Origin of the sequence: Microbacterium meiriae (genome assembly GCF_025143875.1) — a bacterium.
Classification (GTDB): domain Bacteria; phylum Actinomycetota; class Actinomycetes; order Actinomycetales; family Microbacteriaceae; genus Microbacterium; species Microbacterium meiriae.
The window spans coordinates 1-20723 of the sequence record NZ_JAMBDU010000041.1 but is presented as its reverse complement, the minus strand read 5'-3'; the positions used below and the strand labels follow the sequence as shown (position 1 = coordinate 20723).

At 71.1% G+C, this 20723-nt stretch carries 21 protein-coding genes and 1 tRNA gene; 9 read left to right on the top strand and 13 right to left on the bottom strand.

All coding sequences use genetic code 11. The annotated features are described in order from the left end of the window. Positions 1-2: 2 nt before the first annotated feature. Positions 3-1214, bottom strand: a complete 1212-nt coding sequence (locus tag M4D53_RS17030) for a sugar ABC transporter substrate-binding protein (RefSeq protein WP_259955227.1) — start codon at positions 1212-1214, stop codon at positions 3-5. Between the two features lie 234 nt (positions 1215-1448). Here M4D53_RS17030 and M4D53_RS17025 point away from each other — a divergent pair, with 234 nt between their 5' ends. From M4D53_RS17025 to M4D53_RS17015, 3 genes are all read left to right on the top strand, one after another. Further along, the gene (locus M4D53_RS17025) at positions 1449-1871 is read left to right on the top strand and encodes a hypothetical protein (RefSeq protein ID WP_259955226.1); all 423 of its coding nucleotides are present in this window, start codon (positions 1449-1451) and stop codon (positions 1869-1871) included. A gap of 192 nt (positions 1872-2063) precedes the next feature. Next, complete coding sequence (locus tag M4D53_RS17020) at positions 2064-2552, top strand: YajQ family cyclic di-GMP-binding protein (RefSeq protein ID WP_187662263.1); 489 nt, start codon at positions 2064-2066, stop codon at positions 2550-2552. Positions 2553-2967: 415 nt separating this feature from the next. Next, entirely contained in the window at positions 2968-3600 is a 633-nt protein-coding gene (locus M4D53_RS17015) for a GntR family transcriptional regulator (protein ID WP_259955225.1), read from the top strand. Here M4D53_RS17015 and M4D53_RS17010 read toward each other — a convergent pair. The 6 genes from M4D53_RS17010 to M4D53_RS16985 are packed head-to-tail and all read right to left on the bottom strand — an operon-like array spanning position 3591 to position 9545. Further along, complete coding sequence (locus tag M4D53_RS17010; RefSeq protein ID WP_187662285.1) at positions 3591-4601, bottom strand: alpha/beta hydrolase; 1011 nt, start codon at positions 4599-4601, stop codon at positions 3591-3593. The two genes, M4D53_RS17015 and M4D53_RS17010, sit on opposite strands and share 10 nt — an antisense overlap. Positions 4602-4638: 37 nt before the next feature. After that, positions 4639-5670: a hypothetical protein gene (locus tag M4D53_RS17005; RefSeq protein WP_187662286.1), complete on the bottom strand. Its 1032-nt coding sequence runs from the start codon at positions 5668-5670 to the stop codon at positions 4639-4641. Positions 5671-5730: 60 nt separating this feature from the next. Further along, a complete protein-coding gene (locus M4D53_RS17000; protein WP_187662287.1) occupies positions 5731-7104 on the bottom strand; it encodes an FAD-dependent oxidoreductase in 1374 nt (457 codons plus the stop codon). 56 nt (positions 7105-7160) lie between these two features. Further along, a complete protein-coding gene (locus M4D53_RS16995; RefSeq protein ID WP_259955224.1) occupies positions 7161-8222 on the bottom strand; it encodes a polyprenyl synthetase family protein in 1062 nt (353 codons plus the stop codon). 43 nt (positions 8223-8265) lie between these two features. Further along, positions 8266-8985 (bottom strand): class I SAM-dependent methyltransferase, encoded by a 720-nt coding sequence (locus M4D53_RS16990; protein WP_259955222.1) that lies wholly within the window; start codon positions 8983-8985, stop codon positions 8266-8268. Next, positions 8982-9545, bottom strand: coding sequence for a DUF402 domain-containing protein (locus M4D53_RS16985; protein ID WP_259955221.1), 564 nt, complete (start codon positions 9543-9545; stop codon positions 8982-8984). Before M4D53_RS16985 ends, M4D53_RS16990 begins: the two co-directional genes overlap by 4 nt. 55 nt (positions 9546-9600) lie before the next feature. Here M4D53_RS16985 and M4D53_RS16980 point away from each other — a divergent pair, with 55 nt between their 5' ends. Further along, positions 9601-10854, top strand: coding sequence for an isochorismate synthase (locus M4D53_RS16980; RefSeq protein ID WP_259955220.1), 1254 nt, complete (start codon positions 9601-9603; stop codon positions 10852-10854). A gap of 12 nt (positions 10855-10866) precedes the next feature. On the opposite strand, the gene M4D53_RS16975 is transcribed toward M4D53_RS16980, so the two are convergent. From M4D53_RS16975 to M4D53_RS16965, 3 genes are read right to left on the bottom strand one after another with little or no spacing between them, the layout of a single operon-like run. Then, positions 10867-11709 (bottom strand): polyphosphate kinase 2 family protein, encoded by an 843-nt coding sequence (locus M4D53_RS16975; RefSeq protein ID WP_187662292.1) that lies wholly within the window; start codon positions 11707-11709, stop codon positions 10867-10869. A 16-nt stretch (positions 11710-11725) separates the two neighbouring features. Next, positions 11726-13375: a 2-succinyl-5-enolpyruvyl-6-hydroxy-3-cyclohexene-1-carboxylic-acid synthase gene (gene menD / locus M4D53_RS16970; protein ID WP_259955228.1), complete on the bottom strand. Its 1650-nt coding sequence runs from the start codon at positions 13373-13375 to the stop codon at positions 11726-11728. Between the two features lie 14 nt (positions 13376-13389). Beyond that, on the bottom strand, positions 13390-13740 hold the full coding sequence (locus M4D53_RS16965; RefSeq protein WP_101848410.1) for a PLD nuclease N-terminal domain-containing protein: 351 nt from the start codon (positions 13738-13740) through the stop codon (positions 13390-13392). 74 nt (positions 13741-13814) lie between these two features. Here M4D53_RS16965 and M4D53_RS16960 point away from each other — a divergent pair, with 74 nt between their 5' ends. The 3 genes from M4D53_RS16960 to M4D53_RS16950 all read left to right on the top strand — a co-directional run bounded on the left by M4D53_RS16960 (position 13815) and on the right by M4D53_RS16950 (position 17080). Further along, the gene (locus tag M4D53_RS16960) at positions 13815-14240 is read left to right on the top strand and encodes a hypothetical protein (RefSeq protein WP_259955219.1); all 426 of its coding nucleotides are present in this window, start codon (positions 13815-13817) and stop codon (positions 14238-14240) included. Positions 14241-14304: 64 nt separating this feature from the next. Then, the gene (locus M4D53_RS16955) at positions 14305-14958 is read left to right on the top strand and encodes a DsbA family protein (protein WP_259955218.1); all 654 of its coding nucleotides are present in this window, start codon (positions 14305-14307) and stop codon (positions 14956-14958) included. A 49-nt stretch (positions 14959-15007) separates the two neighbouring features. Further along, entirely contained in the window at positions 15008-17080 is a 2073-nt protein-coding gene (locus M4D53_RS16950; protein WP_259955217.1) for an MprF family protein, read from the top strand. Positions 17081-17111: 31 nt separating this feature from the next. On the opposite strand, the gene M4D53_RS16945 is transcribed toward M4D53_RS16950, so the two are convergent. Continuing rightward, a complete protein-coding gene (locus M4D53_RS16945; RefSeq protein WP_259955216.1) occupies positions 17112-18395 on the bottom strand; it encodes an MFS transporter in 1284 nt (427 codons plus the stop codon). Positions 18396-18465: 70 nt separating this feature from the next. On the opposite strand from M4D53_RS16945, the gene M4D53_RS16940 reads away from it, so the two are divergent. Then, entirely contained in the window at positions 18466-19131 is a 666-nt protein-coding gene (locus M4D53_RS16940) for a TetR/AcrR family transcriptional regulator (RefSeq protein ID WP_187662296.1), read from the top strand. Here M4D53_RS16940 and arfB read toward each other — a convergent pair. Continuing rightward, a complete protein-coding gene (gene arfB, locus M4D53_RS16935) occupies positions 19097-19537 on the bottom strand; it encodes an alternative ribosome rescue aminoacyl-tRNA hydrolase ArfB (protein ID WP_187662297.1) in 441 nt (146 codons plus the stop codon). The genes M4D53_RS16940 and arfB overlap by 35 nt on opposite strands. A 38-nt stretch (positions 19538-19575) precedes the next feature. Then, positions 19576-19651, bottom strand: a tRNA-Met gene (locus tag M4D53_RS16930). 220 nt (positions 19652-19871) lie between these two features. On the opposite strand from M4D53_RS16930, the gene M4D53_RS16925 reads away from it, so the two are divergent. After that, positions 19872-20699 (top strand): SDR family oxidoreductase, encoded by an 828-nt coding sequence (locus M4D53_RS16925; protein ID WP_187664219.1) that lies wholly within the window; start codon positions 19872-19874, stop codon positions 20697-20699. Positions 20700-20723 lie beyond the last annotated feature (24 nt).

Here is a 20723-nt window from a genome sequence, read left to right as displayed (position 1 = left end):
CGTTACTCGATCGCGGCGGTCACGTCGTCGACGAGCTTCTGCCACGTCGCCTGCGGGTCCTCGCCGTTGATGATGGCGGCCTCGGCCACACCCCAGAACTGCCAGACCGCACCCATGGCGGGGATCGCCGGCATGGGGACCGCGTCGGCACCGACGGCCTGGAAGCCGGCGATGATCGGGTCGGACGCCGCGGTGTCCGCGGCAGCCGTGAGGGCCGGGAGGACGTTGCCGGCCCTGAACAGCTCCAGCTGCACGTCCTCCGTGCCGAGGTAGTTGACGAGGAAGTCGTTCGCGGCGACCTTGTTCTTCGACTCGGCGCTCACGAAGAAGCCCTTGACGCCGGCGAACGGCGAGGCCGTCTCGCCCGTCGGGCTCGGGATCGGGTCGATCTCGACGTTGATGCCCGCATCGGTGGCCGCGCCCACGTTCCACGGACCGGTCAGCCAGAAGGCGGCGGTGCCGTCGAGGAACTGCTGCTTGGCGATCTCGCCGTCGATGTCGGTGTTCAGCGTGCCTGCGGCGCCCTGCGCACCCAGCCAGTCGGCGAAGGCGAAGCCGCCCTCGCTGCCGAGCTGCAGGTCGGTGGGGTCGTAGCTGCCGCTGTCGTCGGTGCCGAAGACCGGTGCATCGAACGCGGTCTGGAACGGGTACAGGTGGTACGGGTTGCCCTCGGCGCCCTGCTCCACGACGAACGTGCCCTTCGAGACCATGTCGTCGAAGCTCGTCGCGGGCTCGGGGACGAGGTCGGCGTTGCGCAGCACGGCGATGTTCTCGACGGCGTACGGAAGCATGTAGACGGTGCCCGCGTAGGTCGCCGCCTGGAGGGCGACGGGGAGGTAGTCCTCCGAGCTGTCGCCGAGCTCGATCGGCGCAACGACACCGTTGGTCGAGAGCTCGCCGAGCCAGTCGTGAGCGCCCATGACCACGTCGGGGCCCTTGCCGGTCGGGACCTGCTGGATGAAGTCGTCCTTCATGTCGTCGACGGACTTCCCCACCAGCTTGACCGTGACACCGGTCTTCTCCTGGTACGCGTCCGCCGCGCCCTGCAGTGCGTCGACCCGCTCGGCGTCGACCCAGACGGTCAGCGTGCCGCCGCTGTCTCCACCGGAGGAAGAGTCGTCGCCGCCGGAGCCGGTCGAGCAGCCGGCGAGCGTCAGAGCCGAAACGATGGCGATGGCGCCCGCGGCGACCATGCCCCTCTTGTTCACCTTCATTGGTGTGTGCCTCTCTCAGTGCTGAGCGCCTGCAAGACTGCAAGCGCTTACAGTATGCATCGTTTCGAGAAGCGATCACAATCCGCGAACGCGTTGATATCAACCCGTGATCGGCCCGACGCGAGGCACGCGTTATGAAAACGCTTCCATATCGGCCGGAGGTCAGACCTTTCGAGGCTCTGCGGCAGAGTCTGCGGGGTTCCGCATGGGGCTCATCTGCGAGAGCATCGCCGGATGGGATTCCACGTTCGACCGTCTGCTGCCGCCCTCGCCGTCGTCCTGTCCGCGGTCGCACTCAGCGGGTGCACGGGTGCGGGAGGCGCATACTCCGTGCTCGATCGCGAAGCCGAGGCGCGGGACGAGGTTCCTGCCGATCTGCCCGGCTATGCGTGGGACGACGTGGACCAGGCGACAGCCCGGTTCGTCGGAGAAGGCGACGGGACGTTCCTGTGGCTCGCTCGCGCTCGTGACGATGCCGCAGCGTGTCTCCTCGCCTACGTCGACGCTGACGCGTGGGTGATCGGGTGCGGTGGGAACGGGGCCCCTTTCTCGATCGGGGGCGTCACGGGCACGTTCACCGTGGTCCCCGACGGTGCGCCTGCTCCAGACGGGATGACTCGGGTGTCCGACAACGTCTACACGGCGACCGGGAGCTAGCGGGCCCCGGCCCGGGCGGGAGCCAGAGCGCCAGCGCGCGCCGGCCCCGAGCAGACTCCACGCGCCGGAGTGCGCGTGCCGGGCCAGCAGGAACTGCTCGCCCGCGCGGATGACGGCGGTGACGCCGGGCAGAAGGAGGAAGTCGTGCCCCACCCACGGGACTTTCCGCGCACCCGCGGATACAGTTGAGTCATGGCTGACAGTTCCTTTGACATCGTCTCGAAAGTGGATCGCCAGGAGGCCGAGAACGCCCTGAACCAGGCGCGCAAAGAGGTGGAGCAGCGCTACGACTTCAAGGGGACCGGCGCTTCGATCGCCTGGAGCGGCGAGCAGATCCTCATCACCGCGAACACGGAGGAGCGCGCGAACGCCGTCCTCGACGTTTTCCAGTCCAAGCTCATCAAGCGCGGCATCTCGCTGAAGAGCCTCGACTCGGGCGAGCCCTTCGCCAGCGGCAAGGAGTTCCGCATCCTGTCGAGCCTGAAGGACGGCATCTCGTCCGAGAACGCGAAGAAGATCGGCAAGATCATCCGCGATGAGGGCCCCAAGGGCGTGAAGAGCCAGATCCAGGGCGACGAGCTGCGCGTGCAGTCCAAGAGCCGCGACGACCTTCAGTCCGTGATCGCGCTCCTCAAGGGCAGCGACCTCGACATCGATCTGCAGTTCATCAACTACCGCTGACGTCACACGCGTCGGCGATCGGGGCTCGGGAGTCATCCCGAGCCCCTTCTTTTCTCCGGTCAACGCATATCGGGATATCGGTGTTCTTCGTCGAGACTGGAAGCGGTCGTGACTCGTCACGGCTCCGACGCCATCCCCGTCCGACACCCGATCGCCGCGGTGGATGCGCTTCGAGGATGCCACGCCGACTCAGGGGAGGGAGCGGCGCGGGCCCCCGAAGCTCGCGTCGGCCTGGGGTCTGCCGGCGTCGCACGTCGACCGGTCCCGGGTTCATGACAAGCCTCCCCGCCCGCTGCGCGCCCCCACGCGGATCGGCCCCCCGGTGGAGGCATGACGGCAATCCTGCGACCGTCGCTCCCCTCACCGCCCGGGAGTGGACGCCGGTGGCAGACCAAGAACGACCGGGGGCTGAGCCATGGGGCAGATCGAGTCGAAGAGCATCGGAGAGAACAAGCAGCTGCTGGCGGATGAGGTGTTCCACCACATCGGGCGGCTGATCACGGAGGGAGAGTTCGCCGAGGGTGACCGGATCCGGGACGTCGACGTGGCGGACGAACTCCACGTCTCGCGGACGCCCGTGCGCGAAGCACTCCAGCGCCTGGAGCGCCTGGGACTGGTGACGATGTACCCGAGCCGGTACACGGAGGTGACGATGGTCACGCCGCAGGTCGTGGCCGAGTCGCTGGAGTTCGCCGGCTATCAGGGCGGGATCACCGCCCGGATGGCGGTGCCGCGACTCAGCGCCGTCCACCGCGAGCGGGTCCTGGAGCTCATCGCGCGGATGCAGGACTCGCTTGCCGACGGCGCATCGACGGCACGGGCGCGATGGGCGGTCTTCGCCTACCTCGCCGACCACAGCGGCAACCGCCAGCACCGGATGCTCATCGACGATGTCGCCGTGGCCGTGACCCGGAACCTGCGCGGATGGGTCGTGCGTCCCGGCGATCGCGAACGCATGCGCGAGGTGTATGCCGATTTCGCCGAGGCGGTGCGCACCGGCGACGGCGACGAGGCGGAGCGTCTCGCCCGCGCGATGTACTACGTGTGAGCGGCGCGCCAGCCGACGACCCAGCGGTGCAGGCGACGGTAGGCGTCCTCCCGGGCGTCGTGCCGGGACAGGAAGACGTCGTGCAGGGCGCCGTCGATCCGTTCGACCGTCACCGAGGAACCCAGCCGCAGGGCTGCGCGGGCGATGTCGTCGACGACGAGAACGGAGTCGGCCGAAGTGAGCTCCTCCGACCAGCGGGTCGGGGGAACGAACCGCGCCGACAGCAGCACGCAGACCGGTGCCGCGATGTTCAGACCTGCCGCGACGGTCTTGTGCCCGGAGAGGATCGCGTTGAGCCACCCGGCGTAGACGGCCATCGTCTGCACCGGGCGCCACGCGGTGTTGACCTCCATCGGGTCGTCCGGGTCGGCCACCTCCTGCTGCGCCCGCGTGTAGTAGCCGAGGTCGATCTGCGGCGCGACGTCGAGCGGCCGGATCCGCGCCTGGAACTCCACCATCGGAGCGATGGCGGCCCGCACGGGGGCGAACTGGAACTCGAGCCAGGGACTGTTGAGGACGAGGGCATCGGCCGCACCGGGATGCCGCGACGCCCATAGGCTCAGTGTCAGGCCCCCGGTCGAGTGTCCGAACAGGATCAGACGACGACCGCTCTCCTCGCCGCCGTCGCCGCGTCCCATGGCGTCCAGGGCCGCGGCGATGTCCTCATCGTAGGTGGACAGATCGGTGATGTAACCCGGGGTCTGCCCTTCCCGAAGACTGCGCCCGTACTTGCGCAGATCGAGGGCGAAGAAGCGAGCGCCGCGAGCCGTCCAGAACCGCGCCAACCGCTTCTGGAAGAAGTAGTCCGACCATCCGTGGACGTACAGCACGTCCACGCCCTCCAGCAGCGGGCGACGGCGCCGGGCACGCTCCCACCACGGGACGGGAGTCGGCAGAGCCCGCACGAGAGTGGCGACCACAGGACCCTGCTCGTCGCTGCCGAGGTCGAGGGTGAGCTGGGCGAACTCATCGCCGAGAACATCCGGAACCCACTCGGCCATGCGTCCTCCCCCTCGCGCCCAGGCTAGCCCACGGCGGTCATTGTCCGCCGGGACGGGCCACGGCGAAGTCGTCCGCGATGGTGGCCGCGATCGGCGCGAGGTCGTCGATTCCGGACCCGTCGAACGTCGTGAGACGCAGCCAGTCCGCGCCCACGCGGAGATCCAGCACCGGACGGCGGAGTTCGTCGACGCCGGTACGGGCGGCATCCGCTCCCTCGACCTCGATCTCCTCCTCGCCCTCGAGCTCGTCGAACGCCCACGCGCCACCGGGCAGCGTGGTGAGCATGATGTACCCCTGCGCGGCGTATTCGTCGTCCCCGGAGGCGTAGTAACAGATCCGCGCACCGTTGCGCTCCTGGTAGACCTCGGCCGGGATGGACCACCCGCCGAACGCGTCGACCACGTACACCTCGGCGTCGACCTGCTCCGCGAGCTCCGTCGCGGTGAGGAACCGCGTGCAGTCCACACCCTCCACCGGGCTCTCCGTCACATCCACCTCCCGCAGCGACGCCACGGCCGCGGCGCCGAGCGCGCGCAGGGCCTCCTCGAACGCCGCGGTGTCGTCCGGCCCCTTCTCCGGGTCCACGACGGTCGCCGACACGAGCACCTCGCCGTCGAGGAGCTGGAAGAAGCAGTACCCGCCGGTCTCGCAGCGGGATTCCTCACCGTAGTAGCCGCCGCGCGACTCCGCGCCCGCGACCGTTTCCTCGGCCCCGGGGAGGATCGTGACCTCCCAGTTGTGCTCCGCCGTTCCCGCCGAGCAGGCGATCCCGCCCGCCCGCTGGAACATGTGCTGCGCCGGACCGGGGTACCAGCTCGGCGACGACCACACGCCGAGCACCTCGGCCACCTCACCGCCGACATCGCCGCCGGCGGTCGACATCGCCGCCTCGACATCGGCGCAGTCCACGTCGAAAGCCGGGGTGGGCGCCTGCGCCGCCGCGTCCGTCGGGGCGGGCGTGATCGCGGCCGACGGCGTCCCGGTCGGCTTCACCTCGGGTTCGGGCGCACAGCCGGACAGCAGGAGCACGGCCACGGCGCCGAGGGCCAGGAGTGCACGAGGTCGCATGGCCTCAGCCTAGGGCTGCGGGGACCCGGCGCCGGGAGCACGCCCCGGCGCCGAGACGACTCACTCGCCGCGGGAGACGCGCACCATCTCGTCGCGCGGGACGACCTTCACACGCGCCCGCTCCTGGGGCGCGCCGAGGCCGATCTCGTGCTCGTCGAGGCGGTGCCAGCCGTCCAGATCGGTCCAGGCGACGCCGCGCTCGGCGAGCAGTGCCGGGATGGCCTCCTCGGACGGGTCCTCCGGGTGCCACCACGACCCCTGGTCGTTGATGAGGTGACGGACGGTCTCCATGGCGTCGGACTTCGTGTGGCCGATGAGGCCGACCGGGCCGCGCTTGATCCAGCCGGTCGCGTACACGCCGGGCACGCGATCGTTGGAGTCCTTCGCGAGCACCTGGCCCTCGTGGTTCGGGATGACGCCGTGCTTCTTGTCGAAGGGGACACCGGGCAGCGGCGAGCCGAAGTAGCCGATCGCGCGGTACAGCGCCTGCACGGGCACCTCGCGCAGCTCCCCGGTGCCGACCGCACCACCCTGGCCGTCCGGCTGGGTGCGCTCGTACACGAGGGCCGCGACACGGCCGTTCTCGTCGGTGCGGACCTCGACCGGGCGGGCCCAGAAATGCAGGTGCAGGCGGCGCGATGCCGTGCCGCCGGCATTGTTGACGGAGTCGCGCGTGCGCCACGACTGCAGGATGCGGTCGATGACCATGACCTGCTTGTTGCTCGCGACCGCGTCCTTCGAGGCCTCGTCGTAGTCGAAGTCCTCGTCGTAGACGACCATGTCGACGTCGCGCAGCTCCCCCAGTTCGCGGAGCTCCAGCGGCGTGAACTTCACCTGAGCCGGGCCTCGGCGGCCGAACACGTGCACGTCCGTGACGGCGCTCGCCTTGAGGCCCTCGTACACGTTCTCGGGGACCTCGGTGACGAGGAGGTCTTCGGCGTGCTTCGCGAGCATGCGGGAGACGTCGAGGGCGACGTTGCCGTTGCCGAGGACCGCCACCGACGCGGCGTCCAGCGGCCACTCGCGCGGCACGTCGGGGTGCCCGTCGAACCAGCTCACATAGTCGGCGGCGCCGTAGGAGCCCACCGCGTCGATGCCGGGGATGTCCAGCGACGTGTCGCGGATCGCTCCGGTAGCGAAGATGACCGCGTTGTAGTGCTTCTTGAGGTCGTCGAGCGTGATGTCCTCACCGAAGCGGACGTTGCCGAAGAGGCGGATGTCGCCGCGGTCGAGCACGTCGCGCAGGGCGGTGATGATGCCCTTGATGCGGGGATGGTCGGGGGCGACGCCGTACCGGACGAGTCCGTACGGGGCGGGGAGCTGCTCGAACAGGTCGATGGACACGTCGAACTTGCGCTCGGCTTTCAGCAGGATGTCCGCGGCGTAGATGCCCGCGGGGCCTGCACCGACGATGGCCAGTCTCAGCTTGGTCATGGAGGTCCTTTCGTGTGCCGTCGCGGCAGACACCCGGGCCTTCGGCCCGCGCGATGTCAGCTGGAGCGCTCGGCGAGGGTCTCGGCGAATCGGGTGAGCGCTTCGCGCACGGTGCCGCGCGGAAGGGCGGTGAGGGCGTCGATCGCCTCCTGCGTCCAGGCGTGGGCGAGCTCGAGTGTCTTCTGGGTGACGGCGTGGTCGCGGAGCTCGTCCAGCGGTCCGTCGAGGATGGCGGGGTCGGCGCCGTCGGCGATGAGGGCCACGCCGTCGTCGATGCGGGCGGCGAGATCCGCCGCGGCGGCGTCGTCCTCCGCCTTGAGCAGGAGGTACGGCATGGTCGGGACGCCGGCGCGGAGGTCGGTCCCCGGGACCTTGCCGGTCTCCTCGGGCTTGGCCGACAGGTCGATCACGTCGTCGAGCAGCTGGAAGGCGACACCGATCTTCTCGCCGTAGGCGCGCAGCGGCTCCTCGTACTCAGCGGGGGCGTTCGAGAAGATCACGCCGCCCTGGGTGGCCGCCGCGATCAGCGAACCGGTCTTGTCGGCGAGGACCTGGATGTAGAACGCGATCGGGTCGTCGTCCGGCTGCGGGCCGAGGGTCTCGTGCATCTGCCCGAGGACCAGTCGCTCGAACGTATCGGCCTGAAGTCGGATTGCCCGCTCACCCAGGCGGGACATGAGCTGGCTGGCCCGCGAGAAGAGGATGTCGCCGGTGAGGATGGCGATGTTGTTGCCCCACACCGTCTGCGCGGCGGGAACCCCCCGTCGGCGGTCGGCGCCGTCCATGACGTCGTCGTGGTAGAGCGACCCGAGGTGCGTGATCTCCAGCGCCTTCGCGACGTCGATCACCTCTCGGGTGTTCCCGTCGCCGAGTTGGGCCGCGAGCAGCGTGAGCACGGGACGGATGCGCTTGCCACCGGCCTCGTAAAGGTAGCGGCTGGCGGCGTCGGCGAGCGGGTCGGCGACGCGGACGTCGTCCGCGAGCCCCGTCTCCACCAGCTCCAGTCCGTCCTCGATGGTGCGGGCGATGCGACGCGCGGCGGGACCGACGAAGACGCGATCGCTGAAGCCGAGACGGCTCGCGAGTCGCGAACCCGGGGCGCTGGGGCTCGAAGTCACGGTCCCAGCCTACCTGCGTCGGGTGCCGCCGTTCGCGCCGTGGTCACGCGGGCTTGCGAGCCCGGTGCAGGGCCACTATGCCGAAGGTGAGGTTGCGGTACGCGACGTCGCGCCAGCCCGCCTCCCTGATCCACTCGGACAGCCGCTTCTGGTCGGGCCAGTCGCGGATCGACTCGTTCAGATAGTCGTAGGCGTCGCCGTTCGTGCCGGCGACGCGGGCCACGCGCGGGAGCACCTGCGCGTTGTAGAACCGGTAGGCCCCGCGGAAGAGCTTCCCGGGCGGCGTGGAGAACTCGTTGATGACGAGGCGGCCGCCCGGCTTGGTCACCCGGTAGAGCTCGCGCAGCGCCTTCTTCGGGTCGTTGACGTTCCGCAGCGCGTAGGACATCGTCACCGCGTCGAACTCGTCGTCCGCGAACGGCAGGGCCGTGGCGTCCGCCTGCACGAAGGAGAGGTTCCGCATCGCTCCGTGGCGGCGCTGACCCTCGGCGAGCATGCCGGGCGAGAAGTCCGCCGCGACGACCTGCGCGCCGCTGCGGGCGAGGGAGGCGGAGGAAGACGCGGTCCCCGCGCCGAGGTCGAGGATGCGCTCCCCCGGCTTCGGGGCGACGGCGCGGGTGGTCGCGGCCCGCCACAGCGCGTCGTTGCCGAACGTCATCGCCGTGTTCGTGCGGTCGTACCCGGCAGCGACCTGGTCGAACATGCCGCTGACGCGGGCGGGGTCCTTGCCGAGATCGGCGCGGTTCTTGTCGTTCGCGGTCACGCGTCCAGTCTAGGCGCGAGCTCCAGCGCTTCCAGCCGGTCCAGCCACGGATCGGCCGTGGCGTCGTCGAACGGCGCCGTGCGCTCCCTGACCCGCGTCTCGAGGTCGAGCGCCAGCTCCTCCAGATGCCGCATGACGGTGGCCGGGTACCCGTAGCGGGCGCTGTGCTCCGCCCATTCGTCCCGGTCATCGACCCAGGTGCCGCGCTCGCCCTCCACGCGGACGACGTCGAGATCCATGTCGATGCCGATCGCGAGCAGGGGATCGTCCGACCACCGGACGTCCCACCCGAGATCGATGTAGACGCGCATGCCGCGGGGGTGGCGGCGATTGACGGTGAGCGCGAAGTCGGCGCTCGGCGGGACGAGGGTGACGTTGGGCGTGGCCGCATGGAACTCCGCCCCCGGACGGGCGCTGTGCCAGCCTGCGGGCTGCCCCACCCAGTCGCCCCACCGGTCGGCGCCGAGGTACACGCACTCGTGACGCCAGTGCGGCGACCCGTCCCACTTGCGCCACTGGAAGATCATCTCGGCACCGCCTGCGGGACGCGCATCGCTCATCCGCCCACCCTACGTCCGCGGGCTCCGCCGACGCCCCGCGGAATAGGCTGGAGTCGTGCAGCACACCCCCCTGGTCGTGGAGACCCGAGAGATCGACCCGGTCGAAGACCTCCTCTCCTTCGCGGACCCCGCCCGCCCGCTCGCCTGGTTCCGCCGCGGCGACGGGATCGTGGCGGTGGGCGAGCCGCTCGCCGAGCTCCGCCCGCCGGCCAAGGAGGGACGCACCCGCGCCGAATCCCTCGCGGCGCTCTGGCAGGGGCTCTCGGCGGAGGCCGCGGTCTCCGATCCGCTGCGACTCCCCGGGACCGGGCTCGTCGCGTTCGGGGCCTTCACCTTCGACGAGGACTCGCACGCCGACAGCGTGCTCGTGATCCCGTCGCGGATCCTCGGCCGCCACGGGGACCGCTTCTGGGAGACCCGCATCCGTCGCAGCGACGACGACCGTGCGCCGGGCGCCGTCGAGCCCGCAGAGTACGGACCGCACTGGGCCGGCACCGTGGGCCCGGGAGCGCAGAGCCCCCAGGGCTACCAGGACGCCGTGCGGGGAGCGCTCGCCCGCATCGCGGACGGCGAGCTCAGCAAGGTGGTCCTCGCCCGCGACCTCCAGGGCACCATCCCCGCGGGCTCCGACCTGCGGCGACTCGTCCGGGCACTGGCCACCGGGTACCCGGACACCTGGGTCTTCGCGGTCGACGGGCTCATCGGCGCGAGCCCGGAGACCCTCGTCACCGTGCAGGACCGGACGGTGACCGCCCGCGTGCTCGCCGGCACGATCGGACGCGGAGCGGATGCCGACGCGGACACCGCCGCGTCCGCGCACCTCGCCTCCAGCACCAAGGACCTCGACGAGCACCAGTACGCCGTGCAGAGCGTTCTCGCGTCGCTCCGCCCGTACACGAGGGCGCTGGCGGCGAGCGAGCAGCCCTTCCTCCTCAAGCTGCCCAACCTCTTCCATCTCGCGACCGACGTGGAAGGCGAGATGGAGAACGGCCGCTCGGCCCTCGACCTCGTGCGCGCCCTGCACCCGACCGCGGCCGTCGCGGGCACTCCGACACCGACGGCCATCGCCGCCATCCGGGAGCTCGAGCCGTTCGACCGCGGCCGCTACGCCGGGCCGGTCGGCTGGGTCGACGCGGACGGCAACGGCGAGTGGGCCATCGCCCTGCGGTGCGCACAGTTCACGACGGCCGAGGACGCGATCACGGTCACCGCCTACGCCGGGGCCGGGATCGTCGCCGGATCGGATCCGGAGAGCGAACTCCTCGAGACGCGGGTGAAGTTCCGTCCCCTCGTCGACGCGCTGGCCTGACGTCCGCCGCGGTCAGCTCGCGGCGAGGCGCTTCTTCTCGGCCTCGACATCGAAGTCGGCGACCGGCCACTGGGGATCGATGTCCTCGAGGGCGGCGAGCAGCAGCTCCTGCACGGCCAGCCGGGCGTACCATTTCGCGTTCGCCGGCACGACGTACCAGGGAGCGGCCTCCGTCGACGTGCGGTCGAAGACGGTCTGGTACGCCTCCATGTACTGCGGCCAGAGCATCCGCTCGTCGACATCGCCCGGGTTGTACTTCCAGTGCTTGTCCGGGCGTTCCAGACGCTCCATGAGCCGCGCCTTCTGCTCCTCCGGCGAGATGTGCAGCATGACCTTGACGATGCGGACGCCGGAGGCCGCGATGCGCTCCTCGAACGCGTTGATCGCGTCGTAGCGGCGTTCGATCTCCGCGGGATCGGCCAGCTGCCTCACCCGTCCGATGAGCACGTCCTCGTAGTGCGAGCGGTCGAACACCCCGATGAACCCGGGCTCCGGGAGCCGCTTCTCGACCCGCCACAGGAAGTCGTGCCGGCGTTCCTCCTCCGTCGGCGCCTTGAACGCCGCCAGCGCCACGCCCTGCGGATCGACACCGCCGACCACGTGCCGCACGATGCCGCCCTTGCCCGCGGAGTCCATCGCCTGCAGGACGAGCAGCACCGCATCCTGCGCCGTGCCCACCCGGCTCTCGGCGAACAGCCGCTCCTGCAGGTCGTTCAGCTGCTCGAGACCCGCTTCGAGGTCGGCCGTGCCGCGGGACTTGCCGTGGTCGTAGCCGGGCTTGCTCTCGGGGTCGACGTCGGCGAGGCGGAAGCCGGGCCGCACCCGCAGGTTCTGCGTCCAGGTGTGCGCGTTCATACGCACATGATGCCAGTCACCGCGGCAGCGGTACCTCGATGATCTGGCGACCGCCGCGCGGCGTCGTCAGCGCCTGGTCGAGAGCGGTTCGCGTGGTGACCCGCTGATACTCCCAGCCGTAGGCGAGCGCGAGGTGCTCCAGGCGGACACCGTGCGGGGTGTAGAACACACGATCCAGGTGCGCGGAGGGGGCGGTGCCCGCCACCTCCAGGCCGTCGAAGATCGTGCCGCCTCCGTCGTTGCCGACGATGACCTGGAGGCGCGGCTCCGTCTCGTCACTCGGGAACAGCAGCGCACCGACGTCGTGGAGGAACGCGAGGTCGCCGAGCAGCACCCGGGTCACACCCGGCGCCCCGGCGGCCTGGCTCGCGACCGCGACGCCCGTGGCGGTGGCGATCGTGCCGTCGATCCCGGCGAGTCCGCGGTTGGCGTGCACGGGGACCTTCTTGCCGCCGAGCACCTCGTCGGCGACGCGGACCAGGCGCGACGATCCGAACACGAGGCGGTCGTGCGGCCAGGTGGCCCGCCACACCGCATCCACGAGGCGCTCGCGGTCGAGCGGGCGGCGCACGGCGTCGAGTTCCGCGCGCACGGCGACGCGGCGGGCGGCGACGTCGGTGGAGGAGAGCCCTTCGGTGTCGGGCGCGTTCTCACTGAGATCCACGGCCTCGGCGGCGGCGGCCCGCATCCACGCTCCGAGCCACTCCCTGTCGGTCTCCCCCGGCGCGACCGCGACGGCCGCGACGGCGCGCGTGCGGTGGTTGAGGTTCAGCTCCTCGCCGCCCTTGCGGACCGCGACCACCTCCACGTCCGCGCGGGACAGCAGGCGCGCGGCCTCGCGGCTGAGCGTCGGGTGACCCAGCACGACCACCCGCTCGATGCGCCCGCCAAGGTCGTCGCGGGACAGCAGCCGGCGGTACCCGTGGACCACCTGGCGCCCGAATCGCGCGCCGCTGACGATCTCCGCGATGAGCGGCCAGCCGCCGACGTGGGCGACCTCCTCCGCCTCAGCGCCCGCATCGGCGCCCGCCAGGACGACCGTCCGGGGACCGCGCTCCAGCGGGAACGCCTCCGGCTCCGGAAGCCGCGGCGGCTCCCCCGGTGTCAGCGTGCGTGAGGGCATCGCGCCCGACAGCGGCTCGCGGGAGGGCAGGTTCAGGTGCACGGGGCCGGCCACGCCGGGAAGCCCGGACTCGGCATCCGCCGCTCCGAGCGCGAGGGCGACCACTCGCGCGGCGAGGCCGTCCCAGTCGCCGTCCCCGGGGACGGCGGCGTCGATCTGCGCCCGCACCCAGGGGTGGAAGAGCCCCTCCTGGACGGTGGCCTGATTCGCACCGACCCCCCGCAGCTCGGGAGGCCGATCCGCGGTGAGCAGCAGCAGCGGCACTCCGGAGTGGAAGGCCTCCATCGTGGCCGGGAGGAGGTTCGCGACGGCCGTGCCGCTGGTGCACACGACCGCGACGGGGACGCGGGTCTCCCTGGCGATGCCCAGGGCGGTGAATCCGGCGACCCGCTCGTCGATCCGCACGTGCACGCGGAGCGGGCCCTCGTCGGCGAAGGCCGCCGCGGCGAGCGCAAGAGCCTGCGAACGCGACCCCGGCGAGAGGACGACGTCACGCACGCCGTGGGACACGAGGTCGGCGAACAGGGAGGCCGCGGCCTCCATCGCCGGCGACGAGGTCACGGGCGCGGATCCGCGGCGGGCGGCTCGTCGGTCTCCTCGTCGAGCCGCGCGAGCTCCTCCTCGAGGCGACGGATCCGGGCGTCCTGCTCCGCTTTGCTGATGCTGCGGAGGAACGCGGGGTCGTCGTCCGGGGCGACGGTGCGCGGCACACCCTGGTCGTTCGCCCGGCGACGGCCGATGACGAACCAGAGGATCCCGCCGATGACGGGGATGAGGACGACGATGGCGACCCAGGCGGCCTTGGGCACGCCGCGGTGCCGCGTCGCCGGCTGCACGGCGCAGTCGACGATGCTGTACACCCAGAACACGGCGGCGAGGAAGCCGCCGATGATCAGTAGTCTCGCCACCCCTCCAGTCTAGGCACGTCGGGGCCGGTCGGGCCCGGAGACGGCAAAGGCCTCGTTGCTAGACTGCGCGGGACATGCCGCCCCTCGCCCCCGTCCCGACGCCGCGAGCGCGCGCCGAGCGGATCCTGCCGAGCCGGATCATGATCGCCGTCGGCCTCGCGCTCCTCCTCGTCGTCGGTGCCTGGTCGGCCTCCCACGGGTCGGTGGATCCGCATGCGACCCTGTGCCTCGCCCCCGGCGTCTCGCAGCCCGCCGACGCCACGGCAGCCGGAGTCCCGCTCGTCGATGGCCCCTCGGCCGATCTGGCTTCCGATGCGGCGGCGTGCGCAATGGCGGCCCTCTGCTGCGTCGCCCTCGTCCTGCTCCTCCGGCACCTGCGCACCCGCGGCGGCGTCCGTCTCCGCGGTCTCCTGCCCCGGGCGACCGCACGCCTCCGCGCCGGCCCTCGCCCGCTCCTCCCCGCGGTCTCGCTCGTCCAGCTCTCCATCTCCCGCACCTGATCCGACGCCGGCCCCGGCCGCGTCTGCGGCACCCCTCGTCGTATCCCCCGTGTTTGGAGACCCCATGAAGACCCCCGTCAAGGCGACCCTGATCGCCGTCGCCGTCGCCGTCGTGCTGCTCGTCGCCGGCATCGTCTACGCCCTCAGCCAGCAGCCCGCGAAGCCCGATCCCGAGGCCGGCGAGAAGCTGCCCACCGTCCGCACCGACTCCCACGTCCTCGATGAGGGCGGCCCCGACGCCGTCACGGTCGTCGAGTTCCTCGACTTCGAGTGCGAGGCCTGCGGCGCGTTCTACCCGATCGTGGAGGAGCTGCGCGAGACCCACGACGGCGACATCCGGTACGTCACCCGGTACTTCCCGCTGCCAGGGCACGTGAACTCGACGCAGGCCGCGCTGGCCGCCGAGGCCGCTGCACAGCAGGACCGCTACGAGGAGATGTTCCACCGTCTGTTCGAGACGCAGGCCCAGTGGGGCAAGCAGTCGACGGAGACGCCGGAGGTGTTCCGCGCGTTCGCCGAGGAGCTCGGGCTCGACCTGGCCGCGTACGACGCCGCGGTCGCGGACCCCGCCACCCTCGCCCGCGTGCAGCAGGACAAGCGCGACGGCGAGCGGCTGGGGGTGAGCAGCACCCCGACGTTCTTCGTCGACGGCGAGAAGGTCGAGCTCGTCGAGTGGAACGACCTGGAGGAGGCGATCGCGGCGGCCATCGACGAGTGAGTCGGGCGGTGGGGTCGCCGTGCGGCGGCCCCACCTCTACGCTGAGCGCATGACCTCGGAGCGCCCCTCGTCGGCCCGTCTCCTGTTCGGGGCCCTGCGGACCACGCCGGCGACGCTGACGATGATCGGCTTGGTCCTGCTCACGGGCGTGATCTGGCAGGGGCTGTGGCGGCCGTTCGAGGACTCGGCGCTCTTCCCCGCCGTCGCCTACGGGCTGCCGAGCCTGGCCGAGGGCAAGTGGTGGACGCCGGTCACGGGGACGTTCTTCGTCAACGAACCCTGGGTGTACCTCTTCACCATCGCCGGGTTCTGGGGCATGGGCTACCTGGAGCACCGCCGCGGCACCCGGGTCGCCCTCGCCTACTTCACGGTCGGGCAGCTCTTCGCGATCTTCGCGACGGCTCTGTTCCTGCTGCTCGTATCGCAGCTTCCGTGGGCGTGGGCGCAGACTCAGGCGCAGGCCCTCGACGTCGGCGCATCCGGCGGGACCATGGCCTGCATCGCCGCCGCCGTCGGCCTGTTCCGTCCGCCCTGGCGGGTGCGCGCGTGGCTGGTGCTCCTCGGATTCGTGTTCGTCGCGATGATGTTCTGGGGAGAGCTGGCCGACCTCGAGCACCTGTTCGCGGTCCTGCTGATCCTGTTCGTGGACCGGAGCCTCCGCGTGCGGCGCACGACCGTCCGGGAGCAGCGACTGATCGCCGTGATGGCGGTGCTCACGCTCGTGGCCATCGAGATCATCACGGTCCTCGTGCCGACCGACGGCCCGTTCGGTCCCACCGATCCCGCTTCGGGCGGTTTCATCGATACGGCGATCGACGTCGCGGTGATCCTCTTCATCGCGAACGGCCTGCGGCGCGGTCGCCGCTGGGCGTGGGTCGTCGCCGTCATCCTCGGCCCGCTCAACGTGCTCGCCGCCACGCTCGTGCTGGTCCTCATCATCCTCACGAGCGAGGCGCAGCTCGAGACGGTGATCGACGCAGAGACCGAACTCACGCTCGCCACCGGGATCCTCTGGGCGCTGGTGCTCACCTATCTGATCGCGGTACGCCGGGCTTTCCGTGCGCGCCGCTCGACCGCGCTCGGCCGGCAGCCTGCCCCGACCGGAGACGAACTCCGGCGCGAACTGCGGGCGCACGGCGGCGGCACCCTGTCCTGGATGACGACATGGGAGGGCAACGGCTACGCCCGCGTGGACGGCGGGATCGTCGCGTACCAGCGCCGCAACGGCGTCGCCCTGGCCCTCGCCGATCCGATCGGCCCGGCGGAGTCCCGGTCCGCCGCGGTCCGTGACTTCATCCGCACGGCCGAGGACGCCGGACTCGTCCCCTGCTTCTTCAGCGCGGACGAGGCGACGAGGGCGGCAATCCCGGAGACGTGGCGCAGCCTCGTGGTGGCGGACGACACGATCGTCGACCTTCCCGGCCTCACCTTCACCGGCAAACGCTGGCAGCCGGTGCGCACATCGCTCAACCGGGCCGGGCGGGAGCAGATGACCTTCCGGCTCACCCACCTGGCGGCGGAGACCTGGGGCCTCCGTCAGCAGCTCCGTGGGATCTCCGAGGCGTGGGTCGGCGACAAGGACCTTCCGGAGATGCGGTTCACCCTGGGAACCCTGGAGGAGGCGGAGGACCCCGAGGTGCGGCTCGCCCTCGCGATCGCTCCGAACGGCGACGTCGACGGCTTCCTCTCGTGGTTGCCCGTGTACGGGGAGGGCGGGGTGGTCCGCGGCTGGACCCTCGACCTCATGCGGCGTCGCGAGGGCGGTTTCGGACCGGTGATGGAGTATCTGATCGGCGCCTCCGCGCAGCAGTTCTCGGAGGAGGGAGCCGAGTTCATGTCACTCTCCGGCGCTCCCCTCGCGCACGACTACCCGCCGGACGCCGGTGTGATCGCCGCGTTGAGCGACCGGCTCGCCGATGCGCTCGAGCCCGTGTACGGCTTCCGCTCGCTGCACCGCTTCAAGGAGAAGTTCCACCCCCGCTACGAGACCATGTACCTCCTCTTCCGCGACGAGAGCGACCTCACCCGCATCGGCGGAGCGCTCACCCGGGCCTTCCTCCCCGACGCCACGCTGCGGCAGTTCGCCGGGGCCGGGCTGGAGCTCGTCCGCGGCGAGCACTGATCCTCGCGCCCGGGCCCGCGCGTCGCCGGACTCAGGCCCGCGCCTCGGCCACCTCCCCGGCGACGCCATCCCGAGTCTCCGCAGCCGGACGCTTCGCCGTGTTCGCGATGTGCGCCCGCGCGACGACGAGCGCGGCGACGACCATGATCCCGACGCCGAGCCCGTACGGCGCGGCATGGCTGACAGCGGTGTAGAGGGCGGCCGCGATCAACGGGGCGACGGTGCTCATCGCGGCGTTGAGGGACTGGGTGGCACCTCCGAGCCAGCCCTGTTCGTCGTCGCCCACGGCGTTGGACATCGCGCCGTCCATCGCGGCCTGGGCAGCGCCCTGACCGGCGGCGAGCATCAGCGCACCGACGATGAAGAGCCACGGCTGGGCGAGCAGCGAGGCCACGACTGCGAGGCCGGCGAGACCGATCGCCTGCGCGACGATGGCGCTGACGATCACGCCGCGCTCCCCCATCCGCGGGAGAAGGAAGCCCAGCAGCACCCCCTGGATGAGGATGTCGATGATGCCGACCCCCGCCGTGAGCAGGCCGATCTGCGTCGGCCCCCACTGGATGGCGTCGAGGGCGAGGACGCTGAAGTTGTTCACGAAGAACCCGAACGGTAGCGCGAGCAGCGCGAACGCGATCATCAGCCCGCGGAGCTCGGGGCGGCCGAAGGCGGTGCGGAACACGCCGAACGGCTGGACGTCGCGGAGGGCGATCCTGGCGATCCGGTTCTCCGGTCGCAGGCTCTCCGGCAGCAGGAAGATGCTGAGGATCGCGATCGTGAGGCCGACCGCCGCAGTGAGGAAGACCGGCAGACGGAGATCGATCGCGGCGAGCAGACCGCCGATGGCGGGACCGATCATGGTGCCGATGCCGGTCAGTGCGCCGAGGAAACCGAAGCGCTGCGCGCGCTTCTCGGGCGGCGTGATGTCGGCCAGGTAGGCGAACAGGGCAGGGAGGTCTCCGGCCGTCAGCCCCTGGATGACACGGGCGAGCACGAGCACCCAGATCGCCCCGCCCACGCCGAACAGCGCCATCGAGAAGGCTGCGCCGAACGCCGCGACGATGATGACGGGTCGTCGTCCGAACCGGTCGGAGAGCCGCCCGAGGAGCGGGGCGGCGAGGAAGGCGCACAGCCCGTTGACCGCTTCCAGCACCCCTACCCAGAGGGCGAGGTCGTGTTCGTGCGCGACGTACTGCAGCACGACGAACGGCAGCACGGGCAGGACGACGGTCATGCCGATGACCGTGAGCATCGTGAGGACGACGAGCATGACCCACGCGCGGCCGGCGTCGCGAACGGGAAAACGAGGTGAAGTCATACCGAAAGTGTAGTGATACCAGTTTTGGTGTCAATACACTTTCTGGTCGAGTGCACGATAGGGTGGCCGCATGACGACGCCCCCGCCCCTGGGTCGCCGCGAGCGCAAGAAGGCCGCGACCCGCAAGAACATCTCCGACGTGGCCACCCGGATGTTCCTGGAGCGCGGGTTCGACAACGTCAGCATCCGCGAGGTCGCGGACGCCGCCGATGTCTCCCCCACCACCGTGTTCGCCCACTTCCCGCAGAAGGAGGCGCTCGTCTTCGACGAGGACGACGAGCAGCGCGACCGCCTCGTCTCGGCCGTGCGCGGCCGGTCGACCGGTGTGACGATCAACAAGGCCATCCACGACTTCTATGCGGCCGAGATCGCCGCCAACCTCGATGAGCACGGCGACGACGTGGCCCGTATCTTCCTGCGCTTCCTCAACGAGACGCCGGCGCTCCGGGACTACGCGTCGAAGATGTGGCTGCGCCACGAGGACGCGCTCGCCGAGGCCATCGCCGACGAACTCGACATCCCGGCCCCCACCCCCGAGGTCCGCGTGTACGCGCGGTTCGTCCTGCAGATGCAGATCCTCGTCACCGAGAGCGACGATCAGCAGAGCGTGCTCGACGCCGGCTCGGCCCTTCTCGAACACGGCTGGGCCCCGATCGAGGAGCAGCTCGCCGGCTCGCGGAGCGAAGAGAGATCCGCGGACCTCAGTCCTCGCGGGGGCGCCGCCGCAGGCTCTTGACGTCGGTGCGGCGATGCTTCGCCGTCAGCCGACGCTCCTTCGACCCTCGACTCGGTTTCGTCGCCCGCCGCGTCGGCGCCGGCGGACGCACGGCCTCCGCGACGAGCGCAGCGAGCCGTTCTCTGGCCGCTTCCCGATTGCGCAGCTGCGCGCGGTGCTCGGACGCGGCGATCGTCAGCACACCGTCGACCAGGCGCCCGCGGAGCCGCTCCCGGAGCCGGTCGCGCTGCGTCGGCGACAGGGCCGCGGAGTTCGCCGCATCCCAGACCAGCTCCACCCGGGAGTCCGTGGTGTTCACGCCCTGACCGCCCGGCCCCGACGATCGCGAAAAACGCCACGACAGTTCGGCCTCCGGGATCGTCAGACCCGCGGAGACGCGGAGTCCGGGGCGAGGGGCGGAAGGCATGCCTCCATCATCGAGGATGAACGGCCGCGAGCGCCGAGTGGACGCGACGGCGGGAGTCGAACCCGCAACGCCTCCGGATATGAGCCGGGGCCCGGGACCGCCCGGATCGCCGCGATGGGGATGACGTTACCCGGCCGTGATCCTTCCCACCAGGACCGTTCCCTGGGATAACGCCATGAGTCGCCGGATGACGCGGACGGCTAGCGTCGCCGCCGCTCGTCGTCAACCGGTTCGACCACTCCCGACCCTCCCCGTACCGTCGCTCGCACCGATGACGTCCGAGCAGGAGGCCGACATGTCCGAATCTCAGCACAACGACAAGACCCCGACGCCGATGGCGGAGGCCGGGGATCCGCAGGCGCGGCTGGAGGCCGAGGCCCGCCGCGCGATCGTGACCGGGGCCGACTCCGGCATCGGCCGCGCGACCGCCGTGGCCCTCGCCGCGGCGGGCATCGACGTCGGCATCACCTGGCACAGCGACGAGGCCGGGGCCCAGGAGACCGCGGACGAGGTGCGCAGTCACGGCGCCCGGGCGGTGGTGACCCAGCTCGACGTCTCCGACATCCCCGCCTGCGGCGACGTGATCGACGGGCTGATCGCGGAGCTCGGCGGCGTCGACGTGTTCGTCAACAACGCCGGCGCCGGGCTCCAGACCCCGTTCCTCGACGTGACGCTCGACGAGTGGAACCGGGTGCTCGACACCGACCTCACCGGAGCCTTCGTCTGCCTGCAGCGGGCCGCCCGGTCGATGGTCGCCGCAGGTCGGGGCGGACGACTCATCTCCGTCACCAGCGTGCACGAGCACCAGCCGATGGTGGGGGCGAGCGCGTATGACACGGCCAAGCACGGCCTCGGCGGGCTCATGAAGAACCTCGCGCTCGAGCTCGGCCGGTACGGGATCAGCGCCGTCAGCGTCGCCCCGGGTGAGATCGCGACCCCGATGACCGGGCAGACGGACACCGACCCGCACGCCGAGGACCGCCCCGGCATCCCGCTCGGACGCCCTGGCGATGCCCGCGAGGTCGCTGCGCTGATCGCCTTCCTCGCCTCGCCGGAGGCCGCCTACATCTCGGGGGCCTCGGTCGTGATCGACGGCGGCATGCTGCAGATGGGACCGCAGGCGGGCGCGGCGATCGAGAGCCACGACTGGCGCACGGTCTGAGCGCAGGTCAGCGGCGGATCGAGT